The following is a 19,943-nucleotide window of genomic DNA, read 5'->3' as shown; positions in this document are numbered from 1 at the left end:
CCAACCAGCTAACATGCCTGGTTGGTCTTTGCTTTAGGTCACTTCGATACCGAAGGACTTGTGATTAGTGTCGTATAAATAATCTCATTCGTTGCTTCTTTTCCTTCCAGCAATTTTACCAGCTGTTCTGCTGCCAAGGCTCCCCACTTATACTTCGAATATTCGATCGTCGAAAGTCGAGGGTTTAAGTATTCGCTGATTGGCGTATTATCGAATCCCACGATGCGGATATCTTCACCGATTTTTAGATTGGTTTGTTGGAAGTGGCGGTACATGCCGATCGCCATATTGTCATTGAGTGCAAAGACGGAAACGGGTTTTTCCCATTCTTTTTCGATTTTTTTAGCAGCAAGCTCACCACTTGCCTCGCTGAAATCCCCTTCAATGATATGCACTTCTTTATCACCGAAACGGGCTAACTCATCTTTTGCCGTCTGCAATCGGATCATTGCATCGTACGAATCATCTGGACCTGTCACGATATAAAAATCGCCGGAAAAATTGGTTGATAGATAATCGATCGCCAGTGTTGATCCAGCTCGGTTATCCAATAATACCTGACCGATATTCTCATGAGTGATCTCACGGTCCAAAACTACTAATTTATGTCCGCGATCGGCATAATTCAAAATCTCTTCGGTCGGGAAAGTGGCATCTAGGATAATCGCACCATCGATCATTTTTTCGGGTAGAAAGCGATGACTCTTTTTACCGCTACAGGCAATCAGTTCATAACCATGCTTATAAAGCGAATTTGTAAGTCCATCTAATAATTCACTGTAAAAGACGCCGCCATACGAAGTCAGGTAAACGCCGATGATTTTCGTTTCTCTCGTTTTCAGCGTTCTTGCCGCCATATTCGGGATATAATTTAAATCGTTTGCGATCGCCATGATTTTCGCTCTGGTCTTTTCCGTAACTTTCGAACTATTGTTAAGTGCATAGGAGACCGTAGAAATAGAAACGCCAGCCTTCTTTGCAATATCTTTGATCCCTACCACATTAATCGCTCCTTTGTGTTTTATTTCATTATACATGAATTACAGCTATTTAACGACTTGTTTCCTTAAAAATAAATCGTCAGCTGCGCATTGTTCGGCAGTTGATTTTTATCGATTGAAAGCGCTCCCTCACGGTAAGGATTTGCTTCTTGTTCAAAGACGGCTGTTTCACCATTTATTTCGATCGACCGCTTTTCTGCTGCTATAAATTGGATATCGAAGCGTTTGCCAGCCAACTGGATATGGGCTTCCAAACCATCTAGTTCATTCGGCAGTACTGGGTCGAATAACAATTGCGTTTGTGTTTGCCGTATCCCAAGAACGGAGCTGATCAATTGATTCAAATAAATGCCTGGTCCGCTGGAATAAATTCGCCAGCCTCCTTGTACCGGTATCCCGCCTTTTTTCACCAAATCATATTTTTCTTGCGCTTCATAACGGTTTATAAAGGCGGCATCTGAACTGCTGAAATAGGTATTTGCTTGGCGCGCGGCCGCATTGGGAACGGCTTCGCTGATATTGATCGGATTGATTTTTTCCAGCATTTCCCATGCTTCGGTATTCCCCACTTTTGCCAATGCTTCTACATAACGAATGTGTGCATGGACATATTGTAAACCGATCTCTCTGCCAAAATTCGCTGCTTGTTCAGCACGTTTGAAATGTCTGCTCACTCCGCCCGTATAATTTGCCGGCCGATCCATCAATCGAACGCCATCTGGATAGAATAAATGCTCTCGAATAATATCGAAATTCGCTGCCGCTTGTTTGGCATCGACCAATTCGGAGATCACACTTTGCGTCATCGGGATCAAACGATAATGGCTGTTTGTTTCCTTGTCATTTGGATGGATCATGTAACGAACTTCTTGTGGATCTTCTAAATTTAAAAAGCCAGGGATAATATCCGTTTCCCCAAGCATATATTGGTGGAAATCCTTATAGATACCTTCTGCAATCGTTTGATAACGTTCGCTCTCAGGTAGCCAGTCTGCTAGCTTCCCTAGAACTTGATAGGTCAAGGCAACGGTCCAGCTCGATACCATTGAAGCTTTCAGCTGACTATTAGCAGGCTGCAAGGTATCGTCCCAATCCCCATCGCCGTAATTAGATAGATACGTTCCTGGCATAAAGCGTGCTTCGATCGTTGCGACTGCTTTTTGGACATGCTCCAATAACGTTGCTTTCTCCGCTGTAAATGCTTTGGCTTCACTATCGACATAAGGTAATTCTGCGCTCAGGATGTCTGTATCTCCGGTTGCTTCTAAATAATCGCTCAGCATTTTCAGCGGCCAAACAATCACATCCCCATGGCTTTCTTCTTGCTGGATCGCTGTATATTTATCAAACATAAACCACTGTGGCCAGTCGCCCGTCTGTTCATATTGATGAGAAAAGACCGTTTCGATAATGGCTTTCATCACTGGTTGATTTCCCGTTGCATAGAAAAATTCAAATGGTCCCTGACTGACATCCCGCGTTCCCCATGCGGCTCCGCTGTACTGTTCCAAGCCATGTGGCGCTGCATAATGAACGAGCATTTGATGCGTATACCAGAAAACAGTGATGTTTATTTTTTCGGTAAAGCGACTTGGATGTTCTAAATAAAGTTCCGCTGTCAGTTCATCATAATGCAATCGGAACTTACGGCGATCTTCTGCATGGTCGATTTCTAGCTGAGAAAATTCTCCATCGAAACTTGCTTGTACATAAAAATGCGCTTCCGATGTAGTGGGATAAACAAATACATCCAGTTCCGCAGTCCCTTGATAAACGTCCGCAAAATAGCGCTCATCTGTGATTTGGTCGTAATCACCTGTCACTTGATAAGCCAGTTCTGGATAGATCTGTTCTCCTAAGCTATTAGCAGGCAGCTGATAAGTCACCGTTTTACCGCTGATGTGTTTACGCGGTGTTTGTTCATATTCATTTGCTCCCATTGTCACTTGATTGGTGATCACAAAAGAGTAGGCACGTTGTCGAGCAGAAGAAATGGCAAGTTCGATCGTTTTGGAAGTTGCTGTGATAAAAGCGCGAACAGTAATGACATCATCCGCCAACCAGTAATGCCAAACTGCTTCGTTCGTTGTAATCTCCCAAAGCGAAGGCATCCCCAGATTTTGCAGACCAGCTTCTGTTTCTAAATAGACACGGACACCGCTTGTTTTAAGCAGATTTAATGGGTTGCGGGCATTGCTATTCCACTTATTCATATTCGTATTCCCCAGCACGGCTTGCGATAGGAACAATCCATACATATACGAAGAAGCAGACAGTGTATTTTCAGGATGGAGCGGATCGACTTGATCCAGTAAAATCGTCCCGTGCGGCCGGAGCAACTGTGTTTCTTTTACGGGAAGAACCACATGCTTATAATCAGGCGTAAAGAAGGACAATAATTCTCCTCCCTGCCATTCTTCTTGGATACGATCCGGGTATCGTTCATCGATGATTTCCATCTCGACTGCTTTCCCACTGATTGTAGGGCCAAGTGGACGCTTCCACTGAACTTCTGTACCAGCTTGCCAAGCGATTTCCCGTTGCTTCACATATGCTTGGCGAATGGTTGCCAATGCGACTGGTTCTCCTGACGCCTCTGGCTGATTCGAGCTGAATTTCCCATAGAAAACAAATTCCGCCTTATCTCGGAAACTTTCTGTCTGCAGGACCGCTTCTGTAAATTCATATTGATATACGCGATTAGGCAATTGTTTTTGATAGAGACCTGTTGGCTCTTCGGTCGTTTTATAAGTAGTCCCGTAAATATCAAAACCATCCGTAGCAAAGCCGATAGTTTTTTGGAAAGAACCGATCTGAACGGCAGGAAATTCTCCGTTTTGCGGCTGATTTTGTCGCGCTTGGATAACGTAACCACTATCGGTAGTATCAGTCACTTTCATATCAATATATTGCGAAATGTATGCTTCATTGGAACGAACTGCGCCGCTGTCTGCCAAACTCAGATCTTGGATATACACAAAATCAAATGTCCCGCTTCCTTCTATCGCTACTTCATAAAACCAATAGTTTTCAATCAGCGTAAATAACACGGTGTAAGTAGCATCAAATGCCTTCCCTTCATATTTAACACCACTAGCGCTGTAAGAAAAACGCGCCGTGTCAGTTAACAATGGGGCGATCAAGATTTTTTCGCCTTGATGCTTCCGTACATAAAGTTGAGTCAAACGATTTTCCAGCGGATTTTGGATCACTTGATTGATCATCTTATCATTGCCAGTTAGTACTGCAAGCTGACCGGTTTCATGAAATTTTGCTTTTAATTGTCCTGTTTCGACTGAAATTGCTGGTTTAAGCATTACTTTCTTCCTTTCTGATTTGAATTAGTGCTACTTCTGGTGCTAAACTGCTAGTCCCCACGAAAATCCGATGTCTGCCAGGTTCTTGGATTTTTTCCAGATTAGGAAGGTAGAAAGAAAAATCATCGGCAGTCAATGTGAATTGCAGTTGACGTTCTTCACCGGCAGCTAAATTTACTTTTTCAAATCCTTTCAATTCTCTTACAGGCCGGGAAACAGATGCAGTTTCATCTTGAAGATAAATTTGAACAACTTCTTTTCCGGCACGCGAACCGCTATTTTTAATACGCAATCGAATCGTTACTTCTTCGCCAAGAGCAATTTCTGTTTTAGATAACTTTACGTCTGAAATCTCAAACTCTGTATAGCTTTTCCCATAACCGAATGGGTAAAAAGGTCGGTTCGGGATGTCGAGATATTTAGAAACGTAGCGTTCTTCTGCGTTTTGTCTTGTTTTCGGTCTCCCGGTATTCAAGTGATTATAATAGATTGGGATCTGTCCTGTCGTTTGTGGGAAGGACATTGGTAATTTCCCAGAAGGATTTGCTTTTCCAGTCAAAAGATCTGTGACCGCGTGGCCAGCTTCCGTTCCCGGGAACCACATCTCGATCATTGCTTCGCTATTTTCGGCAAGTTCTTTGATCTCGATCGGGCGGCCACTGAATAATACAGTCACCACTGGTTTTCCAAGGGTGTGTAAGTAGTCCACTAATTGATATTGCGATTCGGGGAGCCGAACTGTTGCGAGACTCCCCGCTTCGCCTTCCCACTCCGTTTTTTCTCCGACCGCTGCGATAACGATATCGCTTCCTTCGACTGCTTGTTTGATGGCTGCTTTGTGGGTTTCTGTCAAAGTGGTATAAGGAGTTGGAATAATTGCAGGGTTTGTAAAGGTTTCTTGGAAAGCTGCTTCTAGCGTTACCGCCTGCTCTTTTTCTCCATACACTGTCCAGCCGCCTAATACATCATTGGAATCAGCAAGTGGTCCTACTAAGGCTACTTGTTGATTTGCTGCAAACGGAAGTGTATGTGCTTTATTTTCTAATAAAACGGCAGATTCGGCTGCTATGATTCGTGCGATATTACGATGTTCCTCGGAAAAAATTTCCTTTTGACGGTCATTCGCTTTTAAGCCGCGATATGGATCTTGGAATAAGCCTAGTTCTTCTTTCAACGTTAAAATCCGCAAAACAGCCTCATCTAAAATAGTCGCTTCTAGCTCACCGTCTTCGATCAATGCCTGCAGATTTTGCATATAACAGGATGTCATCATTTCAATATCGACACCTGCTGTCATCGCAAGCTTTGCTGCCTCTCGTTTGTCAGCAGCGGTACCATGATTGATGACTTCTTGGATAGCTCCCCAATCGGAGATCAGCACACCGTCAAAGCCAAATTCTCCGCGGAGAATATCACGATTTAGCCAACGGTTCATCGTTGCTGGAACACCATCGACAACATTGAAAGAAGTCATGACCAATTTGGCGCCAGCGTCTAATGCAGCACGATAAGCTGGTAAATAATTTTGATATAATTCACGATTTGACATATCTACTGTATTATATTCACGGCCACCTTCTGGCTGTCCGTAAGCAGCGAAATGTTTTACTGTTGCTGCCATTTTTGTATAGTCCTTTTCTAAATCAGCTGTTTCCCCTTGGTAACCGCGTACCATCGCTACGCCTAGTTCGCTGTTCAAATATGGATCTTCTCCTGTAGATTCCATCACCCTACCCCAGCGAGGATCTCTGACCAAGTCGAGCATTGGTGAGAAGTTGACATGTAGCCCGTCTGCAGTGGCTTCTTTTGCAGAAACTGCTGCCATTTCTTCTGCTGCTTCGCGATCAAAGCTTGCGCCTAATGCGAGTGGGATCGGGAATACGGTCTTGTAACCGTGAATCACGTCTGCCATAAATAATAGTGGGATATTCAGGCGACTTGTTTCTAAGTGTTTTTCTTGGATCGCGATCATTTCTTCTGCTGAGCTTGAGCCAAGCGTAGATCCGACTAATTGCACATCCTTTTCTGTCAGTTCTAGTTCCGCAAGCGGCCCTGTTACTTCTCCTTCTACTTTTGTTCCCGGGAAGAAAAACGGGGATAACTGCATACATTGTGCGACCTTTTCTTCGATCGTCATTTGTGCTAATAGATTTTTCATAGTTTCAGATGCCATAGTAACCTCCATAAAAACGATTTCGTCGAAACGTTTCTATTTAGATATAAAGTCATTATAAGCGCTTTCTTTTATAACGTCAAATCAAATAATTATTTTGTTCGATTTTTTGGGTTTCTTCTTATTGTTACTGCTAGCATCCGCATCAGTACAAGTTTTTATTTTCTTCGATTAACACTTGAAACCGATTTCAATGTGTATTATAATAATTTTGTCGAAACGTTTCTATAAATCAAATATGCTTATAAATGGCAGATTTAGGCTGTCATATCAATAAAAGAAATCGTTGGTTTCTTTTAAGGAAATGGAAGGAGCGTCTATGAAACAGTTTTTTAACCGTCACACCCCTTATTTTTTCATCTCACCTGCGCTTTTACTTTTAATTCTATTTTCATTACTTCCGATTGTTATTGCTTTTGTCATCAGTTTTACAGATATTGATTTGGTCGGACTTGCGGATTATTCGCAGATCCACTTTATCGGATTAGAAAATTACATCAATGTAATGAAAGATCCGACTTTTTTAAAAGCAATAGGAAATACACTTTTTTATGTTATTATCGGTGTTCCGCTTGTTATCGTTTGCTCGCTTGGTATTGCGCTGATGATCAATTTCTCGCAAGCAAAGATCTTTCAATTTTTCCGATTGATTTTCTACACACCCTCGATCACAAACGTTGTCGCTGTTGCGGTCGTATGGAGCTACTTATATAATCCGCGCTTTGGATTATTGAATTATCTGCTTTCCTTCTTGCATATCGGTCCGATTCCGTGGTTGCAAGATCCTGTGATGGCAAAGATATCGCTGATCATCCTTGCTGTATGGCGGGCGATCGGTGTAAATATGATCATCTTTTTGGCCGCTTTGCAAGGTATTCCAAAGGCTTATTACGAAGCAGCACAATTGGACGGCGCAAACAGCTGGCAACAGTTATTCCGTATCACAGTGCCACTACTTCGTTTTGCGATTTTCTTTGTGACGGTTACAACTATGATCGCTTGGCTGCAATTCTTTGAAGAGCCATTTGTCATGACTCAGGGCGGGCCGCTCGACAGTACTACTTCTGTTGCCCTCTTTATTTACCAAAACGGGTTCCAGTTGAGTAAATTCGGTTATGCGGCGGCTGGATCATTTATTCTGTTTATTGTCATCATTATCATTACCTTGATCCAATTCCGGATCCAGCGTAGAGATAATGAAGAATATTAAAGGAGAGGAGTCTTTTTAATGGACCAATCAACACACAAATCTCGGCTTTCCAAATGGCTGATAATCCTTATTTTAACTGTTGGCGGCTTCTTCATGATCTTGCCTTTTATCTGGATGATCCTCTCTTCTGTCAAAACAGATGCAGAGATTCTTCAGATCCCGCCGACCATCTGGCCTCGAGGTTTTACTTGGGATAGCTTTGTCAAACTATTTACGGAAATGAATTTTGCTGTTTATCTTAAAAACACCTTGATCATCGTCGTGTTCTCTTTCTTGGGACTTTTCTTAAATGCGATGGCTGGTTATGGTTTTGCGAAATTTAAATTTAAAGGAAAAAACAAGTTGTTTTATTTAGTATTAGCAACTATGATGATTCCCGGACAAGTGACCATGATTCCCGTTTACCTGCTATTGAATGCAGTAGGTCTTACCAATACGATGACAGGTATCGTACTGCCCGGCCTTGTTGGAGCGTTTGGGATCTTCTTATTCCGGCAGTTCATGTCCACGATCTCCAACGACTTGATCGAAGCTGCCCGACTTGACGGCGCTAGTGAATTTTATATTTTCTGGCGGATCATCTTGCCGATCTCACGTCCAGTACTGGCAGTTCAAGGTATCTTGACATTTATTGGGGCATGGAACTCCTTTATCTGGCCACTTATTATTGCCAACGACGAAAAATTCTACACGCTTTCCGTTGGATTGCAACTTCTCAAGGGCCAATACGGCAGCAACTACGCGCTACAAATGGCTGGTTCCACGTTTATGGTCATTCCGATCATTATTATCTTTATGATTTTCCAAAAATATATTCTGAAAGGATTCAATGTTTCAGGAATGAAATGATTTATCCTTCGACCAATGGATTTGTTGCTTCTTTTCAAATAGAAGCTTCAAATCCATTTTTTATAGACAATTCATCGAAAAATGATTCTCGCTGTTGCTTCTTGAGAGTAGAAGTGCTACTATGAATATGAAAAGAGAGAGCTATGCGCTAACATAGCCCCCTCTCAGCAGCACCGTTAAAAAGACGGTAGCTTAATAGAATAAATGATAATCATCTTTCCTACTCTGCTAAAGCGTAAAGATGATTATTTTTTTGGCTTATGGAAGTCCAGTATTAGAACGACTAAGGCAGCAAAAGCTACTGCAAAAGTCATTGCTTCATACACAGACATGATTAACCCTTTCCAGGAGTCAGACCATTAAAAACCATTGGCATCACCCCTTTGTTCAGGATTAGCCACCATCTTTTTCACTTTACTGCTGAAGAATATTATACCATTTTCCGAAGATTATCACGTTCTTTAATTTGAGCGATGATTCTGGATTTTAGGATATAATTACCTCCCATTATTAGCTTAGCTTGCACAAAGAATCAAAAAAGATCAAAATCTAGGATTTTGATCTTTTTTAGTACTTTTTTTATGCGCTACTTCATGGTAAAAATGTTTCTTCCATCAAATAAAAATCTACTTCCCGAGCTGCTTCTCTGCCTTCTGCAATTGCGGTTACGACAAGGCTTTGACCATAACGGGCATCGCCGCAAGCAAATACGCCTTCTTCGCTTGTTCGGTAAAATCCTTTTCTTGCATCGATGGTGTGCCGTTTTGTCTTATCGACGCCAAAGTTGCTGAAAATATCGTCAGTCGCACCTGCAAAACCAATAGCGATCAGTACCATATCTGCTTCCCAGAAACGTTCTGTTCCTTCTACCGGCGTATAACGTCTATTGCTTCCTTCTTCATTCATGGTCACGTCCACCGTATAAAGTCCGATCAATGTGCCATTGTCATCTTTCACAAATGATGTCGTGCTGACTAAATACTCACGCGGATCTTTACCGTACACATTAGCTGCCTCTTCGTGGGCATAATCCATCTTGAAGACTTTTGGATATTGCGGCCATGGATTTTTTCCTGTTCGGTCTTCTGGAAGTCTTCCTGCTAGACCAAATTGGTGGATGCTTTTTGCCCCTTGCCGCAATGCTGTAGCCACGCAGTCAGCACCTGTATCTCCGCCGCCGATAACGATCACGCGTTTGCCTTCTGCCGAAAGAGTCTGCTTACCGTCATTTTCTAAATTATCACGAATACTTTGCGTAAGATACGGTACCGCCATATGGATGCCGTCCGCATCTCTGCCTGGTAAAGAAATATCACGTGGCTTACTTGCGCCAGTTGCCAGAACGATCGAATCATAGGTAGCTTTTAATTCATCATAACTGATCGTTTCGCCGACATTGACACTTGTTTGGAATTGTACGCCTTCTGCTTCCATCAGTTGCACACGTCTTGTCACTTGCTCTTTTTCTAATTTCATTGTTGGGATGCCGTACATCAACAACCCACCGATCCGGTCGCTTTTTTCAAAAACGGTTACCAGATGACCTGCTTTATTTAATTGGTCCGCACATGCTAAGCCTGCCGGGCCTGAGCCAATGACAGCAATCCGTTTTCCGGTCCGATGTTTCGGGATCTCTGGTTTGATCCAACCCATTTCAAAGCCTTTATCGATAATAGCTTTTTCAATTGACTTGATGCCAACAGCCGGTTCGGAGATTGCTACAGTACAACCGCCTTCACAGGGGGCAGGACAAACCCGTCCCGTGAATTCCGGGAAATTATTCGTTTTAAGAAGAGCTTGTAGCGCTTCATACCAGTCGCCTCGATAAACCGCGTCATTCCACTCAGGGATAAGGTTATGGAGCGGACAACCAGAAACGCCATTTTTGATTTCCATTCCGACACTACAGAATGGAACACCGCAGTCCATACAGCGAGCTGCTTGGACAGTCAAGTCTGCTTCTGGCATCGGTAAACTATATTCGAGCCAGTCACGCACACGTTCCCGCGGTTTCCTTGTGGGCGATGGAATACGCTCATATTCCATAAATCCTGTCGCTTTTCCCATGGTTATCACTCCTTTCTATTTTCCTGCACCTGTAAGTAGTTTGCCGTCTTTGTGCTCATAAAATGCTTGTAGTTCCGCAGCGTCGTGTTCATTTCCTTCTGCTTCTAACGTCTCGATTCGGTCACGCATTAGTTCAAATTCATTCGGGATCACGTAAGCGAAGTTTTTAAGTTCTGCTTCCCAGTTTGCGAGCAGTTGTTTTGCAAAGTTGCTTTTCGTATAGCGATAATGATTTTCGATCAATTCTTTCAGCAATCTGATCTCACGCTTTTTTTCTACACTGCGGATACGGACCATTTCATGATTCGTTTTGATCACAAAGCGTTCACGTTCCGGTGCATAGATGAATGCTTCCCCTCCGGACATCCCAGCGGCAAAGTTATTTCCGATCTCGCCAAGAATGACTGCCACGCCGCCTGTCATATATTCACAGCCATTATCGCCGATTCCTTCTACCACGACTTTTGCACCACTGTTACGAACAGCAAATCTAGCACCCGCTTTGCCATGGAGGTAAGCCTCTCCACCAGTCGCCCCATAAAAAGTAACATTTCCTGCAATTGCAGATTCATGTGGATCGATCGGTGTTTCTTTTTGGGGACTGACGATCAGTTTCCCCCCAGAGAGTCCTTTTCCAAGGTAGTCATTTGCATCGCCATGGACTCTCAGTGTCATACCGCGCGGGGCATAAGCTCCGAAACTTTGACCAGCAGAACCAATAAAATCAAGTTCGATCGTATCTTCCGGTAAACCGACTGCTCCGAATTTTTTACTTACATAAGAACCAGCAATGGTGCCGATTGCTCGATCAATATTGCGAACAGCAAATGTCCCCGTCACTTTTGCTTGTGTTTCTAAAGCTGGTTGGATCAATGGAACAAGTTCTCGCATATCCAATGTTTGGTCGATTTTATGATTTTGTGGTTTTGTACAATACTGGATTTGATTTTTATAGAAATCGTCTTGATACAACATCTTGCTGAAATCAATATATTTAGCTTTCCAATGACTGTCCTTCCGTTCATGTGTGGTCAAATATTCTTTATGTCCAATCAACTCTTCTAGTGAGCGAACTCCCATTTCTGCCATCATTTCCCGCATTTCCTGTACTACAAACTGGAAGAAATTCACGACATAATCTGGAGAACCACCGAATTTTTTCCGCAGCTCCGGGTTTTGGGTCGCGACGCCGACTGGACAGGTATCCATGTGACAGACACGCATCATGACGCAGCCAAGTGTTACGAGCGGAGCGGTTGCGAAACCGAATTCTTCGGCTCCTAACATGGCAGCAACTAAAACATCTTTCCCGGTCATCAGTTTGCCGTCGGTTTCCACAACGACTTGATTACGCAGACCGTTCAATAGCAATGTCTGATGGGCTTCGGCAAGGCCGATCTCCCACGGCAGACCAGCGTGACGGATACTTGTCCGCGCCGCTGCTCCTGTTCCACCTTCATATCCACTTACTAAGATGACATCAGCAAGGCCTTTTGCTACCCCGGCTGCGATAGTACCGATCCCCGTTTTCGATACCAATTTGACATTGATTCGAGCTTCGTGGTTAGCATTTTTCAAGTCGAAAATAAGTTGCGATAAGTCTTCGATCGAATAAATATCGTGATGCGGCGGTGGCGAAATAAGTCCCACGCCTGTCGTAGAGCCACGTGTTTTTGAGATCCACGGATAGACCTTCTGTCCAGGGAGATGTCCGCCTTCACCTGGTTTAGCCCCTTGTGCCATTTTGATCTGCAATTCTTCGGCATTTACCAAATAATGACTGGTAACACCAAAACGTCCTGAAGCAATCTGCTTGATAGCACTTCTACGCCAATCGCCGTTTTCGTCTTTGACAAAACGCTCTGGATTTTCGCCGCCCTCACCGCTATTACTTTTCCCGCCGATCCGGTTCATTGCGATCGCTAATGCTTCATGTGCTTCCTGACTGATCGATCCATATGACATCGCACCAGTTTTAAAGCGTTTGAAGATGGCTTCAGCTGGTTCGACTTCCTCGATTGGGATCGGCTGGCGGTCGCTTTTGAACGTTAATAAACCTCTTAGAAAGGCACTGTTTTGATTTTGCATCAAGTCCGCATAAAGATCATATGTCTCGCGGTTATTTTCCCGCGTTGCTTGTTGAAGAGAATGGATGGCTAATGGATTATAGACATGATATTCGCCGTTAGACCGCCATTGATATTCACCGCCAGTATCCAGTGTGAACGACTGATAGCCGATATCATGGAAAGCTTCGCGATGTCTGAGCCATGCCTCTTGGGCAATGATTTTGAGCGGGATTCCGCCGATTTGTGTAGCTGTTCCTGGAAAATAGGTATTGATCACAGCATCACTGATCCCGATCGCTTCAAAGATCTGCGCCCCACGATAGCTTTGTACTGTCGAAATACCCATTTTTGACATTACTTTCAGCATGCCGTCCGTAAGTGCTTCAGCATAGCGTTGTTCTGCTTCTTGAAGGGTAAAACCTTTGATCCGCTGTTCGTCGATCAAACCTGCGATCGTATCGATAGCCAAATATGGATAAACCGCATCGGCACCATAACCAACTAATAAAGAAAGATGATGAACATCTCTGACCTCTGCTGTTTCCAAAACAAGACTTGCTTTGGTACGTAATCCTTGCTGAACGAGATAATGATGTAGACCGCTGGTTACTAACAGCGAAGGAATCCCGATCCGGTCATCATTCACGCCGCGGTCGGAAAGTACAAGCAACTCGGCGCCATCTCGGATTGCTTTCGCCGCTTCCTCAAATACTTCCTGCAGCCTCGCCTCTAATTGATCACGCTCTTTTTCAGAAAAATGGATCGCTATTTTGCGAGTTTTTTTGGTAAAAACATTCTGCTCCATCAGTGCTTGAAATTCAGCGCGCTTTAAAACAGGCGTTGCCAATCTGATTCGATGTGCATTTTTTGCAGAGGGTTCTAAAATGTTCCCTTCGTCTCCCAAGAGCGTCATCGAAGAAGTCACGACTTCTTCCCGAATACCATCAATTGGTGGATTGGTTACTTGCGCAAACAGCTGCTTGAAGTAATTGAACAATAGCTGGGGCCGCTGGGATAGTACAGCGAGTGGTGCGTCATAGCCCATTGCTCCCATTGGATCTTTTTTCTCTGTGACCATTGGAATCAAGATCTTATTGAGCTCATCTTGCGTATAACCAAACGCCCGCTGCTCTTTGAAACGTTCTGATTTGGAAAGCTCTGCTTGTTCGCTTGGCTCTTCTTTCGCAAGATCTGCTAGCTCTGTTAATTCCGCCTTTAGCCATTCTCGGTAAGGTTTAGCAGCCGTCAAATGCATCTTTACTTCTTTATCTGTGATCAATTTCCCCTGCTCTAAATCGATGAAAAGCATTTCTCCAGCGCCGACAGTTTCTTTGCGGATCACTTCTTCTGCCTCTACAGGTACAACGCCTGTTTCGGAAGAATAGATGATCGTGTGATCTTTGGTTTCGTAATAGCGTGCTGGACGAAGCCCGTTTCTATCTAAAATCGTACCGATAACCCGGCCATCTGTAAATGAGATCGAAGTTGGTCCATCCCACGGCTCCATCAGCATACTGTGATATTCGTAAAAAGCTCGTTTGGGATCTAGCATGTTTGGATTTTTATCCCATGGTTCCGGGATAAGCATCATTGCTGCGTGTGGCAATGAACGGCCGGTCTGCACGAGAAATTCCAAGGCGTTGTCTAAGGTCGCGGAATCACTTCCGTTTTCATCGATAACTGGAATAACTTTTGCCAAGTCATCGCCAAACAGACTGGATGCGGCACGTTTTTCTCTTGCTTTCATCCAGTTGACATTGCCGCGTTGGGTATTGATCTCGCCATTATGGACAAGATAGCGGTAAGGATGTGCGCGTTCCCAGCTTGGAAACGTATTTGTAGAGAATCTGGAATGCACAAACGCAAAGGAAGAGGTATACGCTGGATCCGCAAGATCCAAGTAATAGCGGTCGATTTGTTCTGGTGTAAGCATCCCTTTGAAAATAACCGTACGTGTCGAAAGACTAGGAATATAAAATACTTCTGTCACTGCTTTGCTATTCGCCGCAAAATTTTCGATCTGACGGCGGATGAGATAAAGCTGTTTCTCAAATTCCCGCTCCGTTAGTCCGCGCTCCTGCTCCACAAATAATTGGTAGATCGCTGGTTCCGTTTCCCGCGCTCCTGCTCCAACTTTGCTAGCATCCGTTGGTACTTTACGCCACCCTAAGAAATGCTGCCGTTCTTGCTGGATCAATTTCTCCGCCTCTGCCATCAATAATTCCCGCTGTGCTGGATCTTGGGGGAAGTTAAACATACCGACTGCATACGTGTATTTGGCAGGTAATTCGATACCCATTTCAAGGCAAACATGACGAAAGAAAGAATCCGAGATCTCTAGGAGGATGCCTGCTCCGTCCCCAGTATCGCCGCCAAGCTCACCGCCACGGTGCTTTAACTGACAAAGCATGTGGATGCCTTGCTCAACGATTTTATGCGAATCACGGTGTTTAATATTAGCAACAAAACCGATGCCGCACGCATCATGTTCTCTGCTCGGATCATACAAACCGTGTTTTTCAGGCAAATTCGTTACTTTCATTAGGGGTTCCTCCTCTTTCAAAGCCATTTATCGAAATAATTGATTGAATAAACTGACTATTCAACCCTCATTAATTAGCTGACATTATTTGTAGTTTCCATTTTAGTCCTTTTCATTTATCTAAACAATATATATAATAGAATAAAACAATATCAAATTGAGAACAATCGAGGTGTAGGTATGGAACTTAGACAATTGAAGTATTTTATGGAGGTCGCAAGTTTTGAACATATGACTCAGGCTTCGGAGAATTTACACGTTGCGCAATCTGCCGTCAGCAGGCAGATAACAAAATTAGAAGAAGAACTTGGGATCAAGCTTTTTGACCGAGTTGGTCGAAACATGCAGCTGACAACCGTTGGTGAGGATTTTCTGAATCAAGTCAAAGTCGCATACAATGAACTGCTCAAAGCAGAAGCGATCGTAACCGAGTATTCTGATCCAACGAAGGGGTCCGTCCGGATCGGTCTGCCCAATTCACTTGCTTCAAAAGTATTGCCCGCTGTTATTTCTGCTTTCCGAGCAGAGTATCCAGATGTGACCTATCATTTTGTCGAGGGATCTAATGCCGAATTGAAACAGTTGTTATTGGATGGTGAAATCGATATCACTTTCTTATCTCCCGTCCCGGAAACAGATGATTCCGTAGAAGCAGTGAAATTTTTCGATGAAAAGTTGAAAGTGATTTTCCCCGCAACTCATCCGTTGGCAGATCGCTATAATGTCTCGCTGGAAGAGTTAGCAGCTGAAAAATTCATTTTGTATCCACCCAATTTTGATTTATTCAAAATCGTGACCACAGCAGCCGAAAAAAAAGCAATATCGCTTGATATTGCTTTCCAAAGTCAAGATTTTTATACGATTCAAGGGCTTGTTGGAGCGGGGCTTGGCATCAGTATTTTACCAGAAATGATCTTGGATGGTACCATTTTCAAAGACACCAAAGCGCTTCCGCTCCGAAATAAAGAACTGCGTCGTTCTGTCGGCTTAGTTGTGACGAAAAAACGCCAATTATCGCCGACTGAAAAATTATTTTACCAGTTTATCAAGAAATTTTTCCTGAATCATCAGTAGTTCCAGCTAACTGATGTAAGGTTTGTTTTTTATCTGTCGAGCGAACTAGTGCCGAAATAAATGATAATCCGGCAACTCCCTGCGCCAAGATCGCCCGCGCATTTTCTGGATAGATGCCTCCAATCGCAACGACAGGATAATCACTTGCTGCTACCAATTGCTGTAGACCATTTAGCCCTAATTCAGCTTCTGCATCTGCCTTTGAAATCGTTTGAAAAACTGGTCCGATACCTAAATAGGCAAGTTGCCGCAGTTGGTTAGCTTTTTCCACCTCAGCCAGTGAGTGACAAGATAAACCAATAGAAAACCGATCCGCGTGTTCGTGCAATGCTTTTTCCACCGCGTAATCCGATTGACCCAAATGGATCCCATCTGCTTCCAACTGGATCGCTAAGTCGACATCATCATTTACGATAAATGGAATGGCATGCATACGGCAGATTTCCCGCAGTGTTTTTCCTAATTCGATGATTGCTTCGTTTGACTCCAAACTTCCGGCACCTTTTTCCCGGAACTGAAATGCCGTTATGCCTGCTCTGATTCCTTCTTCTAGCATGTCTGGCAAGGATTGCCCTGCTGCCAGATCTTGCGTACCAGCGATCCAATACAACTTTAGATCTGAGGCTGTCACTCGCATGGCTATTCCTCCTTTCGATAAGCCCAGTGATTGACTGGACCATGGCCGTGTCCTACTTCGATCGATTGCTCAATGCTTGCCGTGATAAATGCTTTTGCTGTTCGAATCGCGGCTTCGACATCCGCCTGTTTGGCTAATTCGGCTGCAATACATGCAGAGAATGTACAGCCTGTTCCATGCGTCCGAACGGTTTCGGTTTTAACACTCGAAAGCCAGAATGATTTGCCATTTTCCAGCAAAACAAAGTCTTCTGCTGCTTCGGTATCTAAACGATGTCCACCTTTGATAACAACGTTTTTCGCTCCAAGCGCTTGTAACTTTTGGGCCGCTTTCTGGATGGCGGACTGCGTAGGAAGCTTTTCATCTACCAAAACTTCTGCTTCGGGAAGATTAGGCGTTAGCACAGTAGCAAGCGGCACTAGCTGTTCTTTTAAAGTTTGAATGGAATCTGCCGCTAATAGGGAAGCGCCTCCCTTAGCAATCATTACTGGGTCGATCACAAGTTGCGGAAGTGACTGCTGCTGGGCGAATTGCACGACTGCCTGCATCGTTTCTGTATCTGCCAGCATACCCGTTTTCACTGCTCGAATATCGAAATCAGCAAAGATCGAGGTCAGCTGACTAATAAGGACATCTTTTGGCAATGTATAGCTAGCCTGCACGCCCTGTGTGTTTTGAGAAGTGACTGCAGTGATCGCACTGGTACCGAATACCAATCGTTCTTGAAAAGTTTTCAAATCTGCTTGGATTCCAGCACCGCCACCACTATCAGATCCGGCGATCGTTAATGCTTGTGGATACGTTTCAACCATTTGTAACGACCTCCATTTTCACTTGGGTCTTCACATCTGCCTCATTAAGTTGATAAAGTGCATCCATTAGTTGCAAGCGGAAACTTCCTGGTCCTTCGGCGATCTCACTTGCTTTCTCTCCAGCGATCGCATATGTTGCTGCTGCGGTTTCAAGCGCTGTCAGTGAATTTTCCGTTGCTAAAAAAGCTGCTGCGATCCCGCCAAATAAACAGCCCGAACCGGTCATCTTCGGAAATAGCGCCGTTCCATTATCGATCCGAACGACTTGTTTGCCATCCGTTATAAAATCAGACACGCCGCTAATCGCTACAAGCGTCTGATACTGCTGCGCGACTTTTTTCGCTGCTGCCACTACTGATTCATGATCTCCCTCTCCCGCATCTACACCTTTACTTTGCCACTCTATTTCCGCGAGCGCCGCGATTTCTCCGGCATTTCCGCGGATCGCATCTACCCGGATCGCTTGCAGTAATTGTAAGTTGAAATTTTTACGATAAGCAGTTGCTCCGATCCCGACCGGGTCTAACACAACTGGAATACGCCTAGCATTTGCTTTTTCAGCTGCTGCCTTCATCATCTCAAAATTACCACCGGAAAGTGTGCCCGTATTGATCAAAAGTCCACTGGCATGCGCCACCATTTGCACGACATCTTCTACTTCATCTCCCATAACTGGCGAAGCGCCAATGGCAAGTAATCCATTTGCCACGTCATTGATCGTGACTGTATTTGTCAAACAAACCACAAGTGGATTCTGCTTTCGTAATGCTGTTAAAAGTGCTGGTTGAATCATTTTCCTTCCTCCTTAGGCAACAAAAAAACCACTTCCCAGACAAAGGAAAGCGGTTAGACAGCTATTTAGCAACTATATCCACTCACTTCCCTACGTTGGTGCTAACCAAATCAGGTTCAAAGGGACCAATCTCTCGATTATCTCAGCTAAATAGCGCCCCTAGCGATTTATTGTTTTTAGTTATCTTCTGTTTTAGAATAACGCTTTTTTGATGAAAATGCAATGTTTCGTAAATAATAAAAAAGCTTCCCTATGTCGTTTCGCATAAGGAAGCTTTTTTCACACTTGGATCCTTTTTTTCTCCATAAAGATCTCTAATTGATCGATCGCTTGCAACACTTTATCCGCAGTCATCTTACCAGGCATCAAGTGGATCGTTTCGTGTTCGGAAGCTGCACGCTCTGCCACTTCTGCTAATCTCGCTTCTGGAAGCTCTGCTAAGCCAAGATCTACAAGGCTTGCTGGAAGTTGCAAGGATTGATAGAACGGCAGTAGCGTATCGATCTCTTGCCAATTGCCTTCTAAAACTAATTGCACAAAAATACCATAGGCTACTTTGTTTCCATGGAGGAGATGATGCGTTTCCGGTAAGATCGTCAACGCGTCATGGATCGAATGCGCACCAGCACAGCGACCGTAATCGTCACCAAATCCGCCGACCATTCCACCAACCATAATGTTTGTCTCTACGATTTTCACAAATGCTTCATTCAATTCGCCTGCTTCCATTGCTGTCAGAGCTGCTTCGCTATATTGCAAAAGATTATCGCGGCATAATTTCGCAGTAAAGTGAGCAATTTCGACTTCGACTGGTTTTTGCTCCAGCTGACGAATGATAACATCGGCTTCGTACCATTTTGCAAGCGTGTCGCCAATACCGGCGATCAGTAGTTCTTTCGGTGAATGGAGGATCACTTCTGGATCAAGTAGAACAAGACCATTGCTGCGGGGGAAAACATCATAACGAATCATACTTCCCTCTGGCGAGTACATAACACTAAGCGGGGTATAAGCTGCACAAGTAGAGGCTAATGTGGGCAAAATAATAACAGGCTTATTCGAGACGATAGCGGCCGCTTTTGCCAGATCAGTTATCTTCCCACCGCCAACTGCAACAACTGCTTCCCAGTTTTCCTCAGCTATTTTTTCTACTAAAAAGTCACGTTCTTCATACGTGCTTTCACCTTGATATGTGTGAAAAGCTACCGTGTAATTTGGCAGTTCTGGGAAAAAGCGTTCGGCAACTTCCCATGATTTCGTTCCCTTTAAGACAAGGATGCGCTGCAATCCACGACGTTCTAAGTGACGGGGCAACGTTTGCCATGCCCCCGTTTCGCATACAAATTCTTGCGGTGCTCCGCGTACGATCAGTTCTTTTTCCATTTTTCATTCCTCCAAC

General features: G+C 44.0%; 12 protein-coding genes and 1 riboswitch. Of the genes, 3 read left to right on the top strand and 9 right to left on the bottom strand.

Features of this window, described 5'->3' with window-relative positions; all coding sequences use genetic code 11:
- Nucleotides 1-38 precede the first annotated feature (38 nt).
- From EL241_RS05435 to EL241_RS05425, 3 genes are all read right to left on the bottom strand, one after another.
- A complete protein-coding gene (locus EL241_RS05435) occupies nt 39-1,001 on the bottom strand; it encodes a LacI family DNA-binding transcriptional regulator (RefSeq protein ID WP_036107380.1) in 963 nt (320 codons plus the stop codon).
- 65 nt (nt 1,002-1,066) lie between these two features.
- The gene (locus EL241_RS05430) at nt 1,067-4,318 is read right to left on the bottom strand and encodes a GH36-type glycosyl hydrolase domain-containing protein (protein WP_036107383.1); all 3,252 of its coding nucleotides are present in this window, start codon (nt 4,316-4,318) and stop codon (nt 1,067-1,069) included.
- Nucleotides 4,311-6,491, bottom strand: coding sequence for a glycoside hydrolase family 3 N-terminal domain-containing protein (locus EL241_RS05425; RefSeq protein ID WP_170166143.1), 2,181 nt, complete (start codon nt 6,489-6,491; stop codon nt 4,311-4,313). Before EL241_RS05425 ends, EL241_RS05430 begins: the two co-directional genes overlap by 8 nt.
- Nucleotides 6,492-6,810: 319 nt before the next feature.
- Here EL241_RS05425 and EL241_RS05420 point away from each other — a divergent pair, with 319 nt between their 5' ends.
- Nucleotides 6,811-7,701: a carbohydrate ABC transporter permease gene (locus EL241_RS05420; RefSeq protein ID WP_040486501.1), complete on the top strand. Its 891-nt coding sequence runs from the start codon at nt 6,811-6,813 to the stop codon at nt 7,699-7,701.
- A gap of 18 nt (nt 7,702-7,719) precedes the next feature.
- Nucleotides 7,720-8,550: a carbohydrate ABC transporter permease gene (locus EL241_RS05415; RefSeq protein WP_036107386.1), complete on the top strand. Its 831-nt coding sequence runs from the start codon at nt 7,720-7,722 to the stop codon at nt 8,548-8,550.
- Nucleotides 8,551-9,141: 591 nt separating this feature from the next.
- On the opposite strand, the gene EL241_RS05410 is transcribed toward EL241_RS05415, so the two are convergent.
- On the bottom strand, nt 9,142-10,617 hold the full coding sequence (locus EL241_RS05410) for a glutamate synthase subunit beta (RefSeq protein WP_003756272.1): 1,476 nt from the start codon (nt 10,615-10,617) through the stop codon (nt 9,142-9,144).
- Between the two features lie 15 nt (nt 10,618-10,632).
- A complete protein-coding gene (gene gltB, locus EL241_RS05405) occupies nt 10,633-15,228 on the bottom strand; it encodes a glutamate synthase large subunit (protein ID WP_036107391.1) in 4,596 nt (1,531 codons plus the stop codon).
- Between the two features lie 180 nt (nt 15,229-15,408).
- Here gltB and EL241_RS05400 point away from each other — a divergent pair, with 180 nt between their 5' ends.
- A complete protein-coding gene (locus tag EL241_RS05400) occupies nt 15,409-16,302 on the top strand; it encodes a LysR family transcriptional regulator (RefSeq protein ID WP_036107397.1) in 894 nt (297 codons plus the stop codon).
- Here the strand turns inward: EL241_RS05400 and thiE are convergent.
- The 4 genes from thiE to EL241_RS05380 form a co-directional block, all read right to left on the bottom strand.
- Entirely contained in the window at nt 16,274-16,939 is a 666-nt protein-coding gene (thiE, locus tag EL241_RS05395; protein WP_052009253.1) for a thiamine phosphate synthase, read from the bottom strand. The genes EL241_RS05400 and thiE overlap by 29 nt on opposite strands.
- A 2-nt stretch (nt 16,940-16,941) precedes the next feature.
- On the bottom strand, nt 16,942-17,751 hold the full coding sequence (gene thiD, locus EL241_RS05390; protein ID WP_036107401.1) for a bifunctional hydroxymethylpyrimidine kinase/phosphomethylpyrimidine kinase: 810 nt from the start codon (nt 17,749-17,751) through the stop codon (nt 16,942-16,944).
- Nucleotides 17,744-18,544 (bottom strand): hydroxyethylthiazole kinase, encoded by an 801-nt coding sequence (gene thiM, locus EL241_RS05385; protein ID WP_036107404.1) that lies wholly within the window; start codon nt 18,542-18,544, stop codon nt 17,744-17,746. Before thiM ends, thiD begins: the two co-directional genes overlap by 8 nt.
- Nucleotides 18,545-18,614: 70 nt before the next feature.
- A riboswitch (TPP riboswitch) is annotated at nt 18,615-18,715 on the bottom strand.
- Nucleotides 18,716-18,823: 108 nt separating this feature from the next.
- Complete coding sequence (locus EL241_RS05380) at nt 18,824-19,927, bottom strand: iron-containing alcohol dehydrogenase family protein (RefSeq protein WP_036107407.1); 1,104 nt, start codon at nt 19,925-19,927, stop codon at nt 18,824-18,826.
- Nucleotides 19,928-19,943 lie beyond the last annotated feature (16 nt).

Origin of the sequence: Listeria grayi, from assembly GCF_900638015.1 — a bacterium.
Taxonomy (GTDB): Bacteria; Bacillota; Bacilli; order Lactobacillales; family Listeriaceae; genus Listeria; species Listeria grayi.
The sequence above is the reverse complement of the archived record's forward strand: the minus strand, read 5'-3'. Positions and strand labels throughout refer to the sequence as shown.

Coding starts and splice junctions, on each gene's coding strand:
- EL241_RS05430 (WP_036107383.1), bottom strand. CDS start 4,318: ATGCTTAAACCAGCAATTTCAGTCGAAACAGGACAATTAAAAGCAAAA.
- EL241_RS05425 (WP_170166143.1), bottom strand. CDS start 6,491: ATGGCATCTGAAACTATGAAAAATCTATTAGCACAAATGACGATCGAA.
- EL241_RS05420 (WP_040486501.1), top strand. CDS start 6,811: ATGAAACAGTTTTTTAACCGTCACACCCCTTATTTTTTCATCTCACCT.
- EL241_RS05415 (WP_036107386.1), top strand. CDS start 7,720: ATGGACCAATCAACACACAAATCTCGGCTTTCCAAATGGCTGATAATC.
- EL241_RS05410 (WP_003756272.1), bottom strand. CDS start 10,617: ATGGGAAAAGCGACAGGATTTATGGAATATGAGCGTATTCCATCGCCC.
- gltB (WP_036107391.1), bottom strand. CDS start 15,228: ATGAAAGTAACGAATTTGCCTGAAAAACACGGTTTGTATGATCCGAGC.
- EL241_RS05400 (WP_036107397.1), top strand. CDS start 15,409: ATGGAACTTAGACAATTGAAGTATTTTATGGAGGTCGCAAGTTTTGAA.
- thiE (WP_052009253.1), bottom strand. CDS start 16,939: ATGCGAGTGACAGCCTCAGATCTAAAGTTGTATTGGATCGCTGGTACG.
- thiD (WP_036107401.1), bottom strand. CDS start 17,751: ATGGTTGAAACGTATCCACAAGCATTAACGATCGCCGGATCTGATAGT.
- thiM (WP_036107404.1), bottom strand. CDS start 18,544: ATGATTCAACCAGCACTTTTAACAGCATTACGAAAGCAGAATCCACTT.
- EL241_RS05380 (WP_036107407.1), bottom strand. CDS start 19,927: ATGGAAAAAGAACTGATCGTACGCGGAGCACCGCAAGAATTTGTATGC.